The organism is Saccharopolyspora indica (genome assembly GCF_027853965.1).
Classification (GTDB): domain Bacteria; phylum Actinomycetota; class Actinomycetes; order Mycobacteriales; family Pseudonocardiaceae; genus Saccharopolyspora; species Saccharopolyspora indica.
This window is the reverse complement of the sequence record NZ_JAQGLB010000009.1, coordinates 212930-232862: the sequence shown is the minus strand read 5'-3', so window position 1 is coordinate 232862 and position 19933 is coordinate 212930. Positions and strand designations below refer to the sequence as shown.

The 19933-nt window shown below is 71.8% G+C and carries 17 protein-coding genes; 5 read left to right on the top strand and 12 right to left on the bottom strand.

What is annotated here, in order from left to right; all coding sequences use genetic code 11:
• Positions 1-111 precede the first annotated feature (111 nt).
• Genes OU416_RS21230 through OU416_RS21220 form a run of 3 tightly spaced genes read left to right on the top strand, consistent with a single transcriptional unit; the run spans position 112 to position 8131 of the window.
• Positions 112-4926, top strand: coding sequence for a type VII secretion system-associated protein (locus OU416_RS21230; protein WP_270928746.1), 4815 nt, complete (start codon positions 112-114; stop codon positions 4924-4926).
• 5 nt (positions 4927-4931) lie between these two features.
• A complete protein-coding gene (locus tag OU416_RS21225; RefSeq protein WP_270928745.1) occupies positions 4932-7298 on the top strand; it encodes an ADP-ribosylglycohydrolase family protein in 2367 nt (788 codons plus the stop codon).
• 56 nt (positions 7299-7354) lie between these two features.
• Positions 7355-8131, top strand: coding sequence for an enoyl-CoA hydratase-related protein (locus OU416_RS21220; RefSeq protein ID WP_270928744.1), 777 nt, complete (start codon positions 7355-7357; stop codon positions 8129-8131).
• 19 nt (positions 8132-8150) lie between these two features.
• Here the strand turns inward: OU416_RS21220 and OU416_RS21215 are convergent, their stop codons facing one another.
• Genes OU416_RS21215 through OU416_RS21200 form a run of 4 tightly spaced genes read right to left on the bottom strand, consistent with a single transcriptional unit; the run spans position 8151 to position 9825 of the window.
• Positions 8151-8678 carry a Uma2 family endonuclease gene (locus tag OU416_RS21215; RefSeq protein ID WP_270928743.1) on the bottom strand — a complete coding sequence of 176 codons (528 nt, stop codon included), beginning with the start codon at positions 8676-8678 and terminating at the stop codon, positions 8151-8153.
• A 60-nt stretch (positions 8679-8738) separates the two neighbouring features.
• The gene (locus OU416_RS21210) at positions 8739-9107 is read right to left on the bottom strand and encodes a barstar family protein (RefSeq protein WP_270928742.1); all 369 of its coding nucleotides are present in this window, start codon (positions 9105-9107) and stop codon (positions 8739-8741) included.
• Positions 9108-9157: 50 nt separating this feature from the next.
• Positions 9158-9589: a ribonuclease domain-containing protein gene (locus tag OU416_RS21205; protein ID WP_270928741.1), complete on the bottom strand. Its 432-nt coding sequence runs from the start codon at positions 9587-9589 to the stop codon at positions 9158-9160.
• Positions 9586-9825 carry a hypothetical protein gene (locus OU416_RS21200; protein ID WP_270928740.1) on the bottom strand — a complete coding sequence of 80 codons (240 nt, stop codon included), beginning with the start codon at positions 9823-9825 and terminating at the stop codon, positions 9586-9588. Before OU416_RS21200 ends, OU416_RS21205 begins: the two co-directional genes overlap by 4 nt.
• A 208-nt stretch (positions 9826-10033) precedes the next feature.
• Here OU416_RS21200 and OU416_RS21195 point away from each other — a divergent pair, with 208 nt between their 5' ends.
• Positions 10034-11233, top strand: coding sequence for a cytochrome P450 (locus OU416_RS21195; protein ID WP_270928739.1), 1200 nt, complete (start codon positions 10034-10036; stop codon positions 11231-11233).
• An 89-nt stretch (positions 11234-11322) separates the two neighbouring features.
• Here the strand turns inward: OU416_RS21195 and mmsB are convergent, their stop codons facing one another.
• The 6 genes from mmsB to OU416_RS21165 form a co-directional block, all read right to left on the bottom strand.
• Complete coding sequence (mmsB, locus tag OU416_RS21190) at positions 11323-12210, bottom strand: 3-hydroxyisobutyrate dehydrogenase (protein WP_270928738.1); 888 nt, start codon at positions 12208-12210, stop codon at positions 11323-11325.
• Between the two features lie 31 nt (positions 12211-12241).
• Complete coding sequence (locus OU416_RS21185) at positions 12242-13276, bottom strand: enoyl-CoA hydratase/isomerase family protein (RefSeq protein ID WP_270928737.1); 1035 nt, start codon at positions 13274-13276, stop codon at positions 12242-12244.
• A 170-nt stretch (positions 13277-13446) separates the two neighbouring features.
• A complete protein-coding gene (locus tag OU416_RS21180) occupies positions 13447-14616 on the bottom strand; it encodes an isobutyryl-CoA dehydrogenase (RefSeq protein ID WP_270928736.1) in 1170 nt (389 codons plus the stop codon).
• An 86-nt stretch (positions 14617-14702) separates the two neighbouring features.
• Positions 14703-16202, bottom strand: a complete 1500-nt coding sequence (locus tag OU416_RS21175; RefSeq protein ID WP_270928735.1) for a CoA-acylating methylmalonate-semialdehyde dehydrogenase — start codon at positions 16200-16202, stop codon at positions 14703-14705.
• A gap of 251 nt (positions 16203-16453) precedes the next feature.
• Positions 16454-16897 (bottom strand): NUDIX hydrolase, encoded by a 444-nt coding sequence (locus OU416_RS21170; RefSeq protein ID WP_270928734.1) that lies wholly within the window; start codon positions 16895-16897, stop codon positions 16454-16456.
• A 50-nt stretch (positions 16898-16947) separates the two neighbouring features.
• On the bottom strand, positions 16948-17235 hold the full coding sequence (locus tag OU416_RS21165) for an ArsR/SmtB family transcription factor (RefSeq protein ID WP_270928733.1): 288 nt from the start codon (positions 17233-17235) through the stop codon (positions 16948-16950).
• A 66-nt stretch (positions 17236-17301) separates the two neighbouring features.
• Here OU416_RS21165 and OU416_RS21160 point away from each other — a divergent pair, with 66 nt between their 5' ends.
• Positions 17302-17739: a VOC family protein gene (locus OU416_RS21160; protein ID WP_270928732.1), complete on the top strand. Its 438-nt coding sequence runs from the start codon at positions 17302-17304 to the stop codon at positions 17737-17739.
• A gap of 15 nt (positions 17740-17754) precedes the next feature.
• Here OU416_RS21160 and OU416_RS21155 read toward each other — a convergent pair whose 3' ends face one another.
• Together OU416_RS21155 and OU416_RS21150 are read right to left on the bottom strand one after the other, a co-directional pair.
• A complete protein-coding gene (locus OU416_RS21155; RefSeq protein WP_270928731.1) occupies positions 17755-18213 on the bottom strand; it encodes a ribose-5-phosphate isomerase in 459 nt (152 codons plus the stop codon).
• Positions 18213-19898: a dihydroxyacetone kinase family protein gene (locus OU416_RS21150; RefSeq protein WP_270928730.1), complete on the bottom strand. Its 1686-nt coding sequence runs from the start codon at positions 19896-19898 to the stop codon at positions 18213-18215. Before OU416_RS21150 ends, OU416_RS21155 begins: the two co-directional genes overlap by 1 nt.
• Between the last annotated feature and the right edge of the window lie 35 nt (positions 19899-19933).

Below are 19933 nucleotides of genomic sequence, written 5' to 3'. Positions count from 1 at the left end.
GGCCGCTCCCTGTGTCCGTCGGATCCGCCAGACCCGCGCTATCGAGTGACCGCCGTGGTGTGGGGGCGATCAATGCAAGGCTGGATGAGGAGTCGGGGACAACAGCGCGAGATGAACACGACGCAGCAGCCGAATCGACCGGTCGTCACGCCCGCGATGCGGGAACAGGCCACGAAGCAGCCCAACACCTGGCTGTACGTGGTCGACCCGATCTTCACCGATCCGAACGCCGAGGTGCCGCCGTGGGGCTTCATCGGCGGCTACCGGGTCGATGAGCAGGGCGAGATCACCGACGACTTCTCCCCCAACCCGAACTACCGGCCGTCGCCGGTCGCGCTGCGGCTGCCCGCGCCGACCAACGACGTCGAACGCGCCCTCCAGCTGACCACCACCGGCTACGCGCAGGGCCACGCGCTGCTGACCGCGATGCTGGACGCCGAGCTGATCCTGTTCGCGCAGCCGCAGGGCACCGGCCTGTTCACGATGGAGCACGAGTCCGGGCGCAGGCAGCTGCAGGTGTTCACCTCCGAGAGCTTCCTGCCGCCCAACTGGACGAGCTGGCAGCGGATGACCGGCCGCCAGCTGGCCGGGCACAACCCGTCGGGCATCGACATCCAGGTGAACCCGACCAGCCCGGTCAAGGCCCGGCTGCCCGCCGAGGACCTGGTCAAGGCCGCCGCCGCGGTGCCGCCGAAGCCCGGCCCGGCGCCCTCGCCCGCCACCGGCACCCCGGTGATCGCGCCGCCGTCGCCGCCCACCGGCACGCCGGTGCCGCCCGCGGCCGCGCCGGTGGAGCCGCCCGCGCCGACGGCGATCGACCCGACCGAGACGGAGTTCGGCCGCCGCTTCATCGGATCGGTGCTGGCCGGGGCGATCGGGGACGCGCTGGGCGCGCCCGTGGAGTTCTACCCGGTGGACCAGATCCGCAGCCGCTTCGGCGCGATGGGCGTCACCGAGTACGACCGCACCGGTGACCAGCCCGGCGAGTTCACCGACGACACCCAGATGGCGCTGTTCACCCTGGAAGGCCTGATCCGCGGCCACATCGCGGTCCGGGCCGGGGCGAGCAGCCCGCTGTCGGCGATCCAGCTGGCCTACCAGCGCTGGCTGCACACCCAGGGCTACGCGTGGATGCGGGCGGCCGGGCCGTTCGCCATCAGCCACCCCAAGCCGAACGGCTGGCTGGTCGAGCAGCACGACCTGTTCGCGGTGCGCTCGCCGAACAGCAGCTGCATCACCGCGCTCCGCGAGTTCGCCTCGGTCGGCGCGCCCGGCACCTTCGAGCGGCCGATCAACGACTCCCCCGATTGCGGCGGCGTGGTGCGCGCCGCCCCGGTGGCGCTGTGGGCCGAGGACCCGAAGCAGGTCTTCGAACTCGCCGCCGCGACCGCGGCGCTGACCTACTCGCAGCCCAACGGCTACCTGCCAGCAGGCGTGCTCGCGGTGGTCGTCCACCAGCTGCTGCGCGAGGCGACGCTGGAGGACGCGGTGCGCCGCGCCCGCGAGCTGCTGGTCCAGTACGCCGACCACGAGGACACCGACCGCGCGCTGCAAGCCGCCGAAGACCTCGCCCAGCAGGGAAAACCGAGCCCCGAGCAGCTCAAGGACGCGCTCGGCGGCGGCTGGGCCGGGCACGAGGCGCTGGCGATCGCGGTGTGCGCGGCGCTGAGCACCGACAGCATCGCCGCCGCGCTGATGGTGGCGGTCAACCACTCCGGCGACAGCGACTCCACGGCTGCGATCTGCGGCAACATCGTCGGCGCCCGCTACGGCGCGCCCGCGCTGCCCGGCGTGTGGCTGCGCGACCTCAAGCAGCGCGAGATCGCCGAGACCCTCGCCAAGGACGCGCTGCTGGAGTTCGGCCCGACGCCGCCGAGCGGCGACGCCTGGACCGCGCGCTACCCGGCGGCCAAGGACGTCTCCGACCTGGAGTTCGCCTCGGCGCTGCCGCTGGCCTCGGAGAAGGCCGCGAAGGCGGAGCCCGAGGCGGACGCACCCGAAGCGCCGGTCGCCGAGCCGGAAGAACCGGTCGCCGCTGCCGAGGAATCCCCGGTCGACGAGGAGACCACGTCGATCACCGAGGAGCAGCTCGCGGCCGCGGAAGGCATCGCAGCCGCTCCGGTCACCGAAGAAACCGCAGCCGCCGACGAGCCGCCAGCGGAGCCGGTCGCCGAGGAGGAACCCGCCGACGAGCCGGTCGCCGACGAAGCGGAAGAGGCGGCGACGCCGGAACCCGCCGACGAGCCGAGCTCCGAGGCCGAGCAGGACGCCCCGGCCGCCGACCCGGCGGAACTGCACGCGCAGCGGATCTTCGGCTTCCTGCTCGGCGGCGCGGCCGGTGACGCCCTCGGCTACCCGATCGAGGACGACTCGCTGCAGGACATCCGCCGCAAGTACGGCTCGGGCGGGTTGACCGACTTCGTCGACGCGCACCGCCCCGGCGGTTCGGTCAGCGACGAGACGCAGATGACGCTGTTCACCCTGGAAGGCCTGATCCGGGCGAGCATCCGGCGACGGCTGTTCGGCGAGAACGAACCGGCCACCCAGGTCCAGCACGCCTACCAGCGCTGGCTGCACACCCAGGGCTTCGACTGGAAGGAGGCCGGCGGTCCGCTGGCCACCACGCCGCCGGACGGCTGGCTGATCCGGCAGAAGGGCCTGTTCGTCCGCCGCGCACCCGGCACCACGTGCATACAGGCGCTGCACGGCTACGCCAACGGCAAGCCGCAGGGCTCGTTCAGCAACCGGCTCAACGACTCCAAGGGCTGCGGCGGCGTGATGCGGGCGGCCCCGGCCGCGCTGTGGTCGTCCGACCCCACCGAGGTGTTCCAGGTCGGGGCGATGACCGCGGTGCTCACGCACGGCAACCCGAGCGGCTACCTGCCCGCCGGTGCGCTGGCGGTGATCGTCCAGCAGCTGCTGGCCGGCCGCTCGCTGCCCGAAGCGGTCGACGGCGCGCTCACCCAGCTGTCCACTTGGGACGGTCACGAGGAGACCTCGGCGGCGCTGCGCGCGGCCGTCGAGCTCGCCGCAGGCGACCCGAGCCCGGAGCAGCTCCAGGAGGCCCTCGGCGACGGCTGGTTCGGAGAGCAGGCGCTGGCGATCGCGGTGTGCGCGGCGCTGGCCCACCCGAAGTCGTTCGCCGACGCGGTCGTGCTGGCCGCCAACCACTCCGGCGACAGCGACTCCACCGCCGCGATCTGCGGCAACATCATGGGCGCCGCGCTGACCGCGGAGGCGATCCCGCAGACCTGGCGGGACAAGCTGGAGCTGCGCGAGGTCATCGAGCAGCTGGCCACCGACGCGATCCGCGAGTTCGGCCCGAACCCGCCGAGCGACGCCGACTGGCTGGACCGCTACCCGATCGGGATCGCCGAACCGGCCGTCGCCGAGCCGGAGGTGGCCGAGCCGGTCGTCGCGGAGCAGGCCGTCGCCGAGCCGGTCGTCGCGGAGCAGGCCGTCGCCGACCCGGTCGTCGCGGAGCAGGCCGTCGCCGACCCGGAACCCGCCGAAGAACCGGCACCCGAACCCGTCGAGGAGCCCGTCGTCGCCGAATCCGAGCCCGAGGCCGTCGCCGAGCAGCCCGCGCCCGCCGAGCCCGCGCCCGAACCGGCTCCGGAACCGCCCGCGGCGGAACCGGTCGACGACGCCGACGACGGGCTCTCCGACGAGGAGCTGCGGCTGCTCATGGCCTGGCGGAAGTTCCGCGACAACGAGGACGGCACCTCCGCGGACCTCACCCAGGACCTGCACAAGCTGCTCGTCGAGGCCTTCGGCCCGGAACGCGCGGCGCAGCTGATCGGCGAGGCCACCGAGATCGGCGAGGAGCCCGAGCTGGTCGCCGAGACACAGGTCCAGCTCGGCCGGGACGAGCGGCTGGCCGGCTGCGTGCTGGGCACGGCGGTCGGCGACGCCCTCGGCGCACCGTGGATGTTCGCGGACCTGAGCACGATCCTGCGCGAGAACCCCGAAGGCGTCCGGGCCATGGCCGAAGCCTTCGGCACCCGGGCGGCGGCCACCGCGCACGGCCAGCAGACCGCGTTCGTCCTGGAAGGCCTCATCCGCAGCCGCATCCGCTCGGTGCAGCGCGGGGTCAGCGCGCACTGGCCGTCGATGGTGCGCGGAACCCTGCTGCACTGGATGCACACGCAGGGCGTGAAGCTGCGCAGCGGCGTCTTCCAGCTCGGCGTGCTCGCCGAGACCGAGGTCCTGCACGCGCAGCGCTTCCCGGACGAGGCGACGCTGACCGCGCTGGCCCGCTCCTCCGACCGCCGCGAGGTCCCGACGCCGAGCAACCCGCCGAACTCGGCGCGCACCGCCGCGGCCGCGGTGCGCGGCGCCGCGGTCGGCTTCGAGTTCACCTCGCCGCAGGACGCGATCATCCACGGCGCGGAGATCGCCGCGGTCACCCACGGCCACCCGGACGGCTACCTGTCCGCCGGTGCGCTGGCCGGGCTGGTGTGCTCGCTCAACAACGGGCAGACCCTGATCGACGCGGTGCACTCGGTGCTGGCCGAGCTGGACCAGATGGAGGTCGCGGAGGGCATCACGCAGGGGCTGCGCTCGGCGATCGAGATCGTCGGCAGCGGGCCGGTCTCGCCGACCCGCTTCGAGGAGCTGGGGCTGGGCTGGCACGCACCGGAGGCGCTGGCCATCGCCGTCGCCTCGGCGCTGGCGCACCCGAACTCCTTCGCCGACGCGGTCTCGCTGGCGGCCACCCACTCCGGCAACACCGCGGCCAGCGCGGCCATCTGCGGCAGCCTGCTCGGCGCCGCCCGCGGCACCGAGCAGATCCCCGCCGACTGGTTCGAGGAGCTCGAACTGCGGGAGGTCCTCACCCAGCTGATCACCGACGAGCAGCGGGCCCGCACCGAGATCTTCACCGACCAGCCGGTGCCCGACTGGGCGCAGCGGTACCTCGGATAGCCCGCGTGGACGAATCCCGGTTGGACGACTCGGAACGAGCACTGCTGGCCGCCTGGCGCGCGGCGCGCGCCGGTGAGCGGCACCGCGACCCGGTGGAGCAGCGGCTGCTGGAGACCTGGCGGCAGTGGCGGGAGCGGCCCGCCACCCGGCCGCTGTGGGCGGCCGCGCTGCAGCACCGGCTCGGCGACGGGTCACCACCGGTTCCGGCCACCGGGCTGGCCGACCGCGACGGCCCGCTGCCCGAAGCCCCCAGCCGCGTGCTCGGCATGCTGCTGGGCGGCGCGGTGGGCGAGTTCGCCGCCCTCGGCGAGGTCGGCCACCGCACGGGTGCGCTGCTCTTCGCGCTGGAAGGCCTGATCCGCGCGCACACGCAGGCGCGCGCGTCCGGCGACGGCGAACCGCTCGGCTTCGCGCTCAGCGGTCTGCGCCGCTGGATGCACACCCGCGGTGTCCCGTGGCAGGACTGCGGGACCGACATCGCGCACCCGAACGGCTGGCTGGTCCGGGAACGGCTGCTGCACTCCACGCGCACCGACGAGCCGACGATGCTCACCGCGCTGGCGCGCGTCGCCGCCGGGCACGCCCCCGGATCGCGGAAGCAGCCCATCAACAGCTCCGATTCGGCCACCGCCGTACCGCTGGGCGCGCTGGCGGCGCTGTGGTCGGGCGACCCGGGCACCGTGTTCGCCCTGGGCGGTGACCTCGCCGCGCTCACCCACGGACACGTCAGGGGGCACAGCCCGGCCAGCGTCCTCGCCACCGCGATGCTGTGGCTGCTGCGCGGCAATTCACTGGAAACCTCGCTGCGGCAAGGCATTTCGGGATGGCAGTCGGCCCGCACCGCGCTCTCGCACGCGCTTCGCCTCGGGCTCGTGAGCCCGGCGGGCTCCCACCCGAGCCCGGCGAACCTGGACGCCATGCAGCCCGGCCGCAGCGGCCTGGACGCCCTGGCGGTCGCGATGCGCGTGGCCCTGGCCTGCGAGGAGGACTTCGCCGCGGCCGTCCGCTCGGCCAGCGATCACAGCGGCGACACCGCCAGCTCGGCGATGCTGTGCGGGCAGCTGCTCGGCGCGCTGCGCGGCCCGACCGCGATCCCCGCCGAGCTGCTCGACGCGCTGCCGATCACCTCGCTGGTCGAGCGGATCGCCGGGGACGCGGCGGCGGAGTTCGGCCCCTACCCGGACGAGTCGGACGGCTGGGAGCTGCGCTACCCGACCACCGACACCGCCGAGCCCGCACCGTCCACAACGGACTACCGCACCGGGCTGACCGCGGTCCCCCGGCTGGCCGCGTCCCGCGACCGGTTCCTGGGCGCGGTGCTGGGCTGCGCGGTCGGCGAAGCCCTCGGCATCCCGGTCGCCGCGGACAACTGGGACGAGATCCGGTCCCGGCACGGCGCCGATGGCCTGACCGCCTACGTCCCCGCCGGACATCCCTCCGGCCGCCTCGGCAGCGACACCCAGCTGCTGCTGTTCTCGCTGGAAGGCACGATCCGCGCCAACATCAGCCGCCGCGCCACCGGCACCGCCGACCCGACCCGGCACATCCAGCACGCCTACCAGCGCTGGCTGCACACCCAGCACCTGAGCTGGCCGCGCGCGGCGGGCGAATTCCTGCGCGGCACGCCCGAACCGGACGGCTGGCTGGTCGAGCAGCGGGCGCTGTTCCAGACCCGCAACCCGGGCCGGACGATGATGCGCACGCTGATCGCCTTCGCCAAGGGCCAGCAGCCGATGGGCACCCCGGAGCAGCCGGCCAGCGACTCCTCGGGCAGCAGCGCGATCATGCGCGCGGTGCCCGCTGCGCTGTGGAGCAGCGATCCGGCCGAGGTGTTCGACGTCGGCATGCGCACCGCCGCGCTGACCCACGGCCACCCGACGGCCCGCCTCAGCGCGGGCGCGCTGGCCTTCCTGGTGTCGCGGCTGCTCGCGGGCGAACCGCTGGCGGCCGCCGTGGACGACGTGCTGGGCCAGCTCGCCCCGCACTCCGGGCACGACGAGGTGACCCGCCGGATCGGCACCGCGGTCCGCCTGGCGCGCGAGGGCCGGGTGCCGCCGGAGGACCTGGAGCGCAGCCTCGGAACCGGCTCCACTGCGGCGGAATCGCTGGCCATCGGCCTGTACGCGGCGCTGAGCAGCGACGGCGACTTCGACGCGGCGCTGCCGGTGGCGGTGAACCACTCCGGCAACAGCGCGACCACCGGAGCGGTCTGCGGGAGCCTGGTGGGCGCGGTGGCCGGAGCGCGGCGCATCCCGGAGCGCTGGACGGCGGAGCTGGAACTGCACGAGGTGATCGAACGCCTCGCGCACGACGCGGTCCTGGAGTTCGGCCCTCGCCCTCCGGCGTGGGCCGACCGCTACCCGCCGACCTGACCGGTGGGACGTGGATCACTGGCCCGATGGTGGTTAGCGCGGTTAACGTGCCTGTCATGGATGAACTCGTGCACCTGGCGGTGGCCGACGGCGTCGCCACGATCACCCTGGACTCGCCGCACAACCGCAACGCCCTCTCCGCCCAGCTGCGGCGGGAGCTGCGGGAGCACCTGACGACCGCGATCGCCGACGACGCGGTGCGCGTGATCGTCCTGGACCACACCGGGCCGGTGTTCTGCGCCGGGATGGACCTCAAGGAATCGCGCTCGGCCGACGCCGAGAACCAGGGCGTGCAGGAGTTCCCGGCGATCCTGCAGCAGATCTGGACCAGCCCGAAGCCGGTCGTGGCCAAGCTGGCCGGCCCGGCCCGCGCCGGTGGGGTGGGCATCATCGCGGCCTGCGACATCGCGGTCTCGGTGGACACCGCGACCTTCGCGTTCTCCGAGGTGCGCATCGGCGTGGTGCCCGCAGTGATCTCGGTGACCGTGCTGCCGCGGTTGACCACCCGCCAGGCGCACGAGCTGTTCCTCACCGGCGAGACCTTCGACGCCCGCCGCGCCGCCGACATCGGCCTGATCAACTCCGCGGTGCCCGCCGACGGCCTCGACGCGGAGGTCAAGCGCTACGCGGACATGCTCGCCCTCGGCGCCCCGAAGGCCCTGGCCGCGACCAAGGAGATGCTGATCGCCCAGCGCCCGGCGGCGATGAGCGAGGCGTTCGAGCAGATGCTGGAACTCTCGGCCGAGTACTTCGCGGGCGAAGAAGGACAGGAAGGCATGCGTGCCTTCGCCGAGAAGCGCAAGCCCTCCTGGGTCCCAGAAGCCCTGAGGTGACCTGAAGCCACCGACCGGTTCACGCCATCGGGCCGTCCTCGAACAAGCGGTTCGGAACGACCGCGACCGGGAACGGGAAGTCGGTGGCGAAGAGGTTCTCGCGGAGCGCCTGCCGTACGTGCTGGTACTTGCCGCTCTTCAGTCGAAGCTCGTCGACGACCAACCCCGGGTTGACCAACCAGTACGCTGGAATACCGAACTTCTCGTACTCCAGCACCTTCGTGTGGTAGTCGCGGGAGACGGTCTCGTCGCCCGCCACTTCGACCACGAGCAGCGGCGGACAGGTCAGCCACGGATCGCTCGACGTCGCCGAGTCGACCACCACGAGATCCGGTCGGCGGCAGTGGGTTCCCGCATCGTCGAGGATGATGACAGGGGCCAAGAGCACCTCGAAGCCTTCAGGGGCGTTCGCACTCAGCGACGCGGCAAGCCTCGTGGTTGCGCACGCATGCCGAGCCTCCTGCGGATAGGACACTTCCACGCGCCCACCGACGAGCTCGTACCTCTCGTCCTCGGACGAGAAGCTCTCAAGATCCGCAACGGTCATCGATTTCTCCTGCTTCACAGCAGGAAGTATTGCGACCGGTGCGTTTTCCCGATCGAGCGATCAGCGCTCGGTGAGCACCGAGGTGAAGGTGCGGCCGCAGATCGGGTGGTCCGCCGCGTCGCGCAGGACCGCCTTGATCCGGCCGAAGGCCTTCGGGTCGTGCGCGGCCAGGGTCTGGGCGCCCGACCAGATCAGCACGTGCTCGCCCTCGGACAGCCAGGACAGGTCGGTCAGGCAGTCGTAGAGGGCGTCGAGGTTGCGGCCGGTCCACTCCGGGAAGTTCAGCACCGCCGCGATGCCTTCCAGCGTGGTGCGCTTGCTGGTCAGGTCCGAACCGTCGAGAACGTGCGCGGTCGCCCCGCGCTCCTCGGCCTCTCGCGCGGCCTCGTGCGCCGTGATGTCGGCGGAGGGCATTTCCACCTCGCTCACCGGCTGCTCCTTCCGCACCCTGCTGGCCCATTTGGTCGCAAACATCGCACTCAACCCGTGACATCGACAACTACGAAAGACTCGTAGTGATCGCTGGTGTAGTAAAGCTCAGAACGGTCGCCGGTGACCAGCCGTCGGGCTCCGCGATCTCGGGAACCCGGCGTCGGCACGGTGTACTCGTGGTAGTAGCCCGCCTTCTCGTCGGGCAGGACGCCCTCCCGGTTGCCGAACACCGTGCCGTCCTTGTGCGGGTACGGGAACGGCCCGCCGCTCTGGATCAGCTTCCAGGTCTGGCCGGCTTCCGCCGGGAGCGTGGACAGCTCCTGGACCGGCAGGCCGGATTCGGCGCCGGGAACGGCCACCGCGGGCTGGCTGCCCGCGGGCGGGGCATCGGTGACGGCGTAGTCGCGGACGAACCACCCGATGACGACCAGGGCGATGAGCCCGATCAGCGCGGTCGAGATCCGCTTGCGCGAGCTCACGCCGTCTCCTTCCGGCCCCGGGCGGATTCGCCGTCGCGGCGGCCGACCGGGGGCTCGGCGTCGCGAACGCGGGTGAGCTTCGCGCCCAGACCGTCGATGCCGCGGTCGATCACGCGGGCGAGGCCCCAGCACAGCGGCAGCAGCACCGCGAAGACCAGCGTCACCTGCAGCGGGTAGGGCAACTGCACGAGCCACAGCTCGACGCCGTCGTACCACTCGACAAGCCACTCCAACACAAGGCGCCAGGGTACGCCCGGCCCGGCGGGTCGCTGCGGCACCCCGCCCGATCGGGACGAGCGGCACCCCGCACGAAATGTCCGACCCGAGCCATCTCGCGCCATCATGGCTTGATCTGGCATCAAAGTGGTGCCATCCTTATGCCATGCGGAGCCGGAGAGGGGTCCGGCCCCGCCCCGAACTTCCACCCAGCAGAGGGGAAATCCCATGACGACGACGCTCGCCGAACGGTGGGGCATCGACCAGAAGCACTTCTGGATGCACGGGGAGCAGCCGGCGCATCCGGTGCGGTTCGACGAGGCGAGGAAGCTGTGGACCGTCTCCGGCTACCAGGAGGCGGTGCAGGTCATCGGCGACCCGCAGCGGTTCTCCTCGAACCTGCTGCCGCTGATGCCGATCGACGTCGACCCGGCGCTCACCGACGGCAACCTGATCCAGATGGACCCGCCGGGCCACCGCGAGCTGCGCACCCTGGTCAGCCACGCCTTCACCAGGAAGGTGGTCGCCGACCTCGAACCGCGGATCGCGGCCGTCACCGGCGAACTGCTCGACGAAGTCGCCGGACAGGACCGGTTCGACCTGGTCACCGCGCTCGCCTACCCGCTGCCGGTGATCGTCATAGCCGAGCTGCTGGGTGTTCCCGCGAGCGACCAGCAGCTGTTCAAGCAGTGGGCGGACGCGCTGTTCGCCAGCCAGTCCGAGCTCTCGATGAACGAGGACGACCTGGCCGCGCAGGAAGCCGACATGACCGAGCAGAACCAGCCCGCGGCCGAGATGGGCGAATACCTGCTGGCGCACGCCGCCGAGCGGCGCCGCAAGCCCCGGGCGGACCTGCTCACCAAACTGGTCGAGGCGGAGGTCGACGGCAAGCAGCTCACCGACGCCCAGCTGACGAACTTCGCGAGCCTGCTGCTGCTCGCCGGGCACGTCACCACCACGATGGTGCTGGGCAACACCGTGCTCTGCCTGGACGCGCACCCGGACCAGCTGGCGCGGCTGCGAGCCGACCGCGCGCTGCTGCCCGCGGCGATCGAGGAATCGGTGCGCTTCATGACCCCGTTCACCGCGCTCTACCGGGCGACCACCACCGAGGCGGAGATCGCCGGGCGCCGGATCCCGGAGAAGCAGATCGTCACGGTGCAGCTCGCGGCGGCGAACCGGGACCCGCGCCAGTGGGCCGACCCGATGGCCTTCGACATCACCCGCGACCCGAACCCGCACCTGGGATTCGGCCGCGGCATCCACTTCTGCCTCGGCGCGCCGCTGGCCAGGCTGGAGGGCCGCGTCGCCCTGAACCTGCTGCTGGACCGCTTCCCCGCGCTGCGCACGGACCCGACGGCACCGCTGAAGTTCATGCCGTCCCCGGACGCGATGGGAGTCAGCGAGCTGACGCTGCTGACGTCGTGAGCCCCTCGGGCGGGTAGGTCCCGTTGGGCAGGTGGGTCCGTGAGCGGTTCGGGGCGCTATAGCACCCCGAACCGCTCACGGGCTCTAACTCAGCTGTCGGAGTGCTCCCGGACCGACTTGATGATCGCGGCGAAGTCCTGGTCGCCGCCGCCCTCCTCGTTGAACCGGCGGTAGAGCTCGGTGGCCAGCCGGCCGATCGCGATGTCGGTGCCGCTCTGCTCGGCCGCCGAGGTGGCCAGCCGGAGGTCCTTGAGCATCAGCGCGGCGGCGAAGCCGGGCTCGTAGTCGTGGTTGGCGCGGCTGGTCTCCACCAGGTCCGGCACCGGGCAGTTCGTGGTCAGCGCCCAGCACTGCCCGGTGGAGATCGAGGCCACGTCGTAGAGCGCCTGGTGCGACAGCCCGAGCCGCTCGCCGAGCACGAACGCTTCGCTCACCGCGACCATCGAGGCCCCGAGGATGAGGTTGTTGCACATCTTGGTGACCTGGCCGTTGCCCGGCCCACCGCAGTGGATCACCTTGCGCGCCATGGGCTCCAGCAGCGGTTCGGCGCGGTGGAAGTCGTCCTCGGAGCCGCCGACCATGAACGTCAGCGTGCCCGCCTCGGCCCCGGCGGTGCCGCCGGAGACCGGGGCATCGACGGAGCCGAAACCGGCCTCCACCGCCCGCTCGTGCGCCGCGCGCGCGTCCGCCACATCCACAGTGGACGAATCGATCAGCAGCGCGCCGGGCTTGGCCGCGGCCAGCACCTCGTCGTAGCACTCCAGCACGTGCTTGCCGCTGGGCAGCATGGTGATCACCGCATCGGCGCCGGCCACCGCGTCGGCCACCGACGCCACGGTGGTCACGCCGTGGCGGGTGGCGACCTCCAGCGCAGCCGGGATCAGGTCGTAGCCCTGCACGGTGTGCCCGGCCTCGACCAGGTTCGCCGACATCGGACCGCCCATGTGGCCCAGCCCGATGAAACCGATGACAGCCATTGTCACAACCTTTCTGCGCTGGAAATTCGGGTCAGCCGAACAGCTTCGGCTCGTCGGTGGCCGGGGCGAAGAACTCCGCCACCCGCGTGTCGTCCACTTCGGACAGGGTGGCGGGCGACCACCGCGGGTTGCGGTCCTTGTCGACCAGGGTCGCTCGCACGCCCTCGACGAAGTCGCCGATCCGCACGCAGGCCATGGCCAGCCGGTACTCCTGCGTGAGCGCGTCCTCCAGCGAGGCGTAACCGCTGCGCAGCGCCTTGAGCGTGACCTTGAGCGAGGTCGGCGACTTCTGCTCGATCACCTCGGCGGCTTCCCGGGCCGAGGCTTCCGGCCGCGCCCGCAGCCGCTCCAGGACCTCCTCGACGCTGTCGGCCGAGTAGGCCGCGTCGATCCACTCCCGCTGCTCGGCCAGCGGCGCGTCCGGGGTGGGCTCGGCGAACTTGCGCAGCACCTCGTCGACCTGGCCGCCGGCCAGCGCGTCGATGAGCTCGGGCAGGGTGCCGCTGTTCACGAAGTAGTCGGCGATGCCGCAGTGCACCGCGTCCGCGCCGCCGATCGGCGTGCCGGTCAGCGCCAGGTGCGTGCCGAGCTCGCCGGGCGCGCGGGAGAGCAGGTAGGTGCCGCCGACGTCCGGGATGAAGCCGATGCCGACCTCCGGCATGCCGACCTTGGAGCGCTCGGTGACCACCCGGTGCGAGCCGTGCGCGGAGATGCCGACGCCACCGCCCATGCAGATGCCGTCCATGATCCCCACGACCGGCTTCGGGTAGCCCGCCAGCGCCGAGTTGAGCCGGTACTCCTCGGTCCAGAACGCGGTGGGCAGCGACTCGTCACCGGCCTTGGCCGCGTCGTGCAGCGCCCGCACGTCACCGCCCGCGCACAGCCCGCGCTCGCCCGCCCCGTCGATCAGCACCGCCGCGATGTGCTCGGCGCTGCGCCACTGCTCGATGGCCTCGGTCATCGCCCGCACCATGCCCAAGGTCAACGAGTTGAGCGCCTTGGGCCGGTTGAGCGTGATCCGTCCGAGCGAACCCTGTTCGCGAACCAGGACCTCGGGCTCCGTCATGTTGCGACTCCTGTGTCTCCTCGTGCGCGCGGACCTGCTCGACGCGCCGCGACTTCCGCTGAAAGCAGACGTCCGGCTCCAGCGGAGATCGCGGATGACCTGACTCGCGTCGAGCACTGCGGGGACCTCCCGGCCCGCGCCGGTGCGCCGGTCGTTCCCGGGCTGCGGCGTCACTCCGCCAGCAGGCTCCGGGAGACGATCAGGCGCATGATCTCGTTGGTGCCTTCCAGGATCTGATGCACCCGCAGGTCGCGGACGATCTTCTCCAGGCCGTACTCGGCAAGGTAGCCGTAACCACCGTGGATCTGAAGTGCCTCGTTGGCCACCGCGAACCCGGTGTCGGTGGCCAGCCGCTTGGCCATCGCGCACAGCCGGGTCGCCGCCGGTTCCCTGGCGTCCAGCGCCGACGCCGCCCGCCACAGCAGCAGCCGGGCCGCTTCCAGCTCGGTGGCCATGTCGGCCAACTTGAACTGCAGCGCCTCGAACTCGCTGAGCTTGACGCCGAACGCGGTGCGCTCCCGCACGTAACCGAGGCTCTTGTCCAGCGCGGACTGCGCCCCGCCCAGCGAGCACGCGCCGATGCTGAGCCGGCCGCCGTCCAGCCCGGTCATCGCGATCCGGAAACCGATGCCCTCCTCGCCGAGCCGCTGGTCGGCGGGCACCCGGACGCCGTCGAAGATCACCTGCCTGGTGGGCTGGGCGTTCCAGCCCATCTTCTTCTCGTTCGCCCCGAACGACAGCCCCGGCGAACCGGCTTCGACGACGAAGGTCGAGATGCCCTTAGCGCCCTGCTCACCGGTGCGGGCCATCACCACGTAGACGTCCGAGCTGCCACCCCCGGAGATGAACTGCTTGACGCCGGTGAGCAGGTAGTCCTCGCCGTCGCGGACCGCGCGGGTCTGCAGCGCGGCGGCGTCCGAACCGGCTCCCGGCTCGGTGAGGCAGTAGCTGGCCAAGCGCTCCATCGAGCACAGCTGCGGCAACCAGCGGGCCCGCTGCGCGTCGGTGCCGAAGCGGTCGATCATGCCCGCGCACATGTTGTGGATGGAGATGTAGGCGGCGATCGACGGATCACCGGCGGCCAGCGCCTCGAAGATCAGCGCCGAGTCGAACCGGCTGAGACCGCTGCCGCCGACCGACTCGTCGACGTAGATCCCGCCCATGCCGAGCTGCCCGGCCAGCCGCAGCGTCTCGACCGGGAAGTGCTTGGCCTGATCCCACTCCACCGCGTGCGGGGCGAGCTGCTCGGCGGCGAACTCCCGCGCGGCATCGCGGATCGCGCGCTGGTCGTCGGTGAGCTCGAACGCCGACGCCGGGCCGGCTACCGCTGCAACGGACACGTCCACTCCTTCGCATTCGGCGGTCTCGGCGCGAAACCACCGGTTCCTGCGCGGCGGCACCGGCCGTCCGGTGCCGCCGCCCGGGTTCAGTGCATGGTCGGGATGGTGAAGCTGGCGCCTTCCTTCAGTCCGGAGGGCCAGCGCGAGGTGACCGTCTTGGTCTTGGTGTAGAAGCGGATCGAGTCCGGGCCGTGCTGGTTCAGGTCGCCGAATCCGGAGCGCTTCCAGCCGCCGAAGGTGTGGTAGGCGATGGGCACCGGGATGGGCACGTTCACCCCGACCATGCCGGTGTTGACCCGGGAGACGAACTCGCGGGCCGCGTCCCCGTCGCGGGTGAAGATGGCCACGCCGTTGCCGTACTCGTGCTCGCTGGGCAGCCGGAGCGCCTCGTCGTAGTCGGCGGCGCGGACCACCGACAGCACCGGGCCGAAGATCTCCTCGCGGTAGATCCGCATGTCCGGGGTGACGTGGTCGAACAGCGAGGCGCCGAGGAAGAACCCGTCCTCGTGCCCGGCGAGCGCGAAGTCGCGACCGTCGACCAGCAGCTGCGCGCCCTCCTCGACGCCCGCCCCGATCAGGTCCAGCACCCGCTGCCGGGCCTGCCCGGTGACCAGCGGGCCGAAGTCGGCGTCGTCGTCGAAGCTGGTGCCGATCTTGAGCTCGCCCACCCGCTCGACGAGCTTCTCCACCAGCGCGTTCGCGGTCGCCTCGCCGACCGGCACGGCCACCGAGATGGCCATGCAGCGCTCCCCCGCCGAGCCGTAGCCGGCGCCGATCAGCGCGTCGACGGCCTGGTCGAGATCCGCATCGGGCATCACGATCAGGTGGTTCTTGGCACCGCCGAAGCACTGCGCGCGCTTCCCGTGGGCCGCGGCGGTGGTGTAGATGTACTCGGCGATCGCCGACGAGCCGACGAACCCGACGGCCTGCACGCGCGGCTCGGTCAGGATCGCGTCGACCGCGGTCTTGTCACCGTTGACCACGTTGAAGATCCCCGGCGGCAGCCCGGCCTCGACGAACAGCTCGGCCAGCCGCAGCGGCACCGAGGGGTCCCGCTCGGAGGGCTTGAGCACGAAGGCGTTGCCGCAGGCGATGGCGGGCGCGGCCTTCCACAGCGGGATCATCGCCGGGAAGTTGAACGGCGTGATGCCCGCGACCACGCCCAGCGGCTGCCGCATCGAGTACACGTCGATGCCGGTGCCCGCGCTCTCGCTGTACTCGCCCTTGAGCAGGTGCGGGATGCCGACGGCGAACTCGACGACCTCCAGCCCGCGCTGGATGTCGCCCTTGGCGTCGGCGACGGTCTTGCCGTGCTCGGCGGCCAGCAGCCGGGCCAGCGAGTCCATCTCCTCGTTGACCAGCTGCAGGAAGCGCATCAGCACCCGCGCCCGCTTCTGCGGGTTCAGCGCGGCCCAGGCCGGCTGCGCCTCGGCGGCGTTGTCGACCGCCGCCACGACCTCCGCCTCCGACGCCAGCGGCACCCGGGCCTGCACGCGCCCGGTGTTGGGGTCGAACACGTCGCCGAAGGAACCCGAGGTCCCCGGGACGCGCTTGCCGCCGATGAAGTGCTCCAGCTCGTTGGTCATCTCGCAACGCACCTTCCGCCGTACCGGCCGGTAATTACTCGGAAGTCAAACTTTTGGTACCCCAATCATTCCCAGAAATCAGCCACCCGCAACAGGGTGTGCCGCATCACACCTTCGGCTCAACCCGACCTGACCAGCAGAGGGACTCCCACCAGACCAACGCCCGCCACCGCTCGGCGAACGCGGCTCGACACCCGCCCGGAGCGGCACCCCACCGGAAGCCGTAGCGCAGGATCGGCGCGGCGCGCGGATCAGAGTTCGGAGCCGAGGTGCTTCTCGAGGATTTCGGCGAGTTCGGGGCTGAGCGGGATCTCGTCGGGTTTGGCCACCCAGGCGTGGGCGTCGTGCTCGGTCAGGCGCACTTCGACCACCGGTTCGACCAGGACCGACCAGGTGTGCTGGCGGTTGAAGCGGCCCTTCTCGGTCGTGTAGTCGAAGGCTCCGAGGTATCCGGTGATCTCCTCGACCCGGAGGCCGGTTTCCTCGCGGACCTCGCGGTGCAGCGCGGTGGCCAGGTCCTCGCCGGGATCGACCTTGCCGCCGGGGAACTCCCACTCCCCGCCGCGGGAATCCTCCGCGCACCGGCGCACCAGCAGGACCTGTCCGTCGACGTCGATGAGCGCCGCGACGATCTGCTGCTCGACACCGTCAACGGCGTCCTGGCGAGTCAGGTCGGCCATGTCGGCCAAGTGCATGCGGGCCGTCCTCCCGGGCTTTCGGCCACGGTACCGCAGGGCGGATCCGGCTATTCGGCCGTGCAGAGCACGTCAGACATCCGGCGGACCACTTCCAACCCGTCCGGGGCCAACGAGTAGCAGATCTGGGTGCCATCGCGGCGGGTCCGCACGAGACCGGCGTCCCGGAGCGTGCGCAGGTGCCCGGAGATGGTCGGCTGGCTGACGCCGAAGTGATCGGTGAAGTCGCAGGCGCAGATCTCGCCCTCCCGGCGCAGGCGCTCGAGCATGCCGAGGCGGATGGGGTGGCCCATCGCCCGGAACAGCGCGGCGGCGTGCGTCAGATCGTCGTTGCCCACCCCCGCATTGTATCGGCATCTTCCTATACATTGAACATAGGAGAACACCTATATAGGAGAAGGACGATGACTACGGGCGTGAACGAGCTGGTCCTGGAGGTGGCAGACCTGGCTGCCGCCGAGCACTTCTACACCGAGGTGCTCGGTTTTCCCGTCATCGAGCGCTGGGAGGGCGATCACTGGCGGCACCGGGAGGCGGTCTGGGTGCTGGCCGGGGGAACCCGGATAGGACTGTGGAAGCCCGCCCTCGGCATCGCGCGCGCCCGCGGCGGCGTGCACGTGCACTACGCGCTGTCCGTGGACGACCGGGAGTACGACGCGGTGGTCGAGCGGATTCGCGGCCTCGGCGTGCAGGTGGACGAGGTCGAGTTCGGCCAGGGCAACGCGCGCTCGGCGTACGTGGCCGACCCCGACCACAACGTCGTCGAGTTCTGGACCTGGGACGTGGCGGCCGGAAGCCCCGGCGCTCCGCGAGCGATCAGCGAAGCCGTCCCGGGGCTCTGACCGGCTGGCCCGCTGTCAGCAGCCCTCGTACTCGGTGAGGACGGCGACCTTGGCGGCGGAAGCCGAGTCCGGGTCGAACCGGTACCCCAGCCACTCCCGGGCCAAGCGGCGGGCCAGCTCCAGACCGATCACGCGCTGCCCCACGCACAGCACCTGAGCGTTGTTGCTCAACACCGACCGCTCCACGGAGAAGCTGTCGTGCGCGGTGACCGCGCGGATGCCCGGCACCTTGTTCGCGCTGATCGCGACGCCCAGCCCGGTGCCGCACACCAGCAGCGCGCGATCGGCTTCGCCGCGCGCGACCTTCTCCGCGGCGGCGATGGCGATGCTCGGGTAGGCCGTCCGGTCGTCGTCGACCCCGACGTCCACAACCGACTCGACTCGCGGATCGGCGAGCAGGTCCGCCTTCAGGGCGTGCTTGTACTGCGAGCCGGCGTCGTCGGAACCGACCACGATGCGCAACAGCTCGTCCATCAGTCCACCTCCAGAACGTTGGCGATCGTCTCGGTGATCAGCGCGAACGAGATGGCACCCGCGTCGGGGGTGCCGATGCTGCGCTCGGCCAGCGGGCGAGCGCGGCCGACCTTCGGCGCCAGCTCAGCGGTGCCGGCGGCGGCCTTCCGGGCAACCGCAGCGGCTTCGCGCCAGGAACCGGTGAAGGACTCGGCGAAGGGAACGATCGCGTCGACCATCGTCTTGTCGCCGACCTCCGCCCCGCCGGTGCGCTGGATGGCTTCGGCGAAAGCCGCGACGCCTGCGGCGACGTCCGCGCTCGACGATCCGCGGTCGTCGCCGAGGCGTTCCGCGAAAGCGCGCAGCCCCGAACCCCACAGCACACCGGAGGTGCCACCGGCCTTCGCCGCCCAGGCATCACCGGCGGCGGCCAGCACCGACTGCGCCCCGGCTCCGGCGGCGAACGCGGACGCTGCCGCTTCAGCGGCGGCAGTCGCGCCCTTGACCATGCCCCGGCCGTGATCACCGTCGGCGGCCACCGCGTCGATGCGGCCGAGCTCCTGCTCGGCATCGAGCATCGCCCGCCGGACAGCGGCGAGCACTTCCACGATCGTTCCGGCGCACGCGATCGATTCCGGCACCGCCTGCGGGTATTCGGCGGCGGCTTCGACGACGTCGGGCTCGACCTCCTCGGCTGCCGCCGCCGCGGGTCGCGGGCGCTTCCGGTAAGCGGGGCTGTCGGCCGAGGCGCGCCAGCGGCGTTCGAGCTGCTCGTCCAACCACACCAGGGTCAGCGAGATCCCGGCCATGTCCAGGCTGGTGACCAGCTCCCCGACCTCCGGTTCCACGGCCTCCAGCCCGGCCGCGCGCAACCGCTCGGCCACCCGCGCCCACACCACGAACAGTTCCTCGTACTTGCTGGCGCCGAGGCCGTTGAGGATCACCCCGACCCGCTCGCCCGCGCCGTCCGGCACCTCGCCCAGCACTCCGTCGACCAAGGTGTCGGCCACCTCCGCCGCACTAGGCATGTCCACATCGGACACCCCGGGCTCGCCGTGGATGCCCAGGCCCAGCCCCATCTTCCCGGCTGGCACGGTGAACAGCTCGTGGTCCTGACCGGGCAGGGTGCAGCCGTCGAAGGCGATGCCGAGCGTCCGGGTGCGGTCGTTGGCGAGGCGGGCGACCCGCTCGACCTCGTCCAGCGAACAGCCCTCCTCGGCCGCGGCGGAAGCGATCTTGAAGACTGCGAAGTCACCGGCGATGCCGCGCCTCCGGTGCTCCTCGCCCTTCGGGGCTGAGGCCACGTCGTCGGTGACGACCACCGTGCGGCAGTCCACGCCCTCAGCGCGCAGCCGCTCCTGCGCGACGCCGAAGTTCATGTTGTCCCCGGCGTAGTTGCCGAAGCTGAACAGCACACCGCCGCCGCGGTTCGCCGCCTTCGCGACGGTGTAGGCCCGCTGCGCGGACGGCGAGGTGAAGATGTTGCCGACCACCGCACCGTCGCAGAAGCCCGGCCCGACCACACCGCAGAACGCCGGGTAGTGCCCGGATCCACCGCCGACGACCACGGCGACCTTGCCCGACGGGCCCGGTGCGGAGCGCACCACGCCACCGTCCACCGGCCGGACGTAGTGCGGGTAGAGGTCGCAGAACCCCTCCATCGCGTCCTCGGTGAAGCTGGCCGGGTCGTTGTACAGACGCGTCATGTTTCCTCGATGAGCCCTCAGGTCGGGGAAGCTCG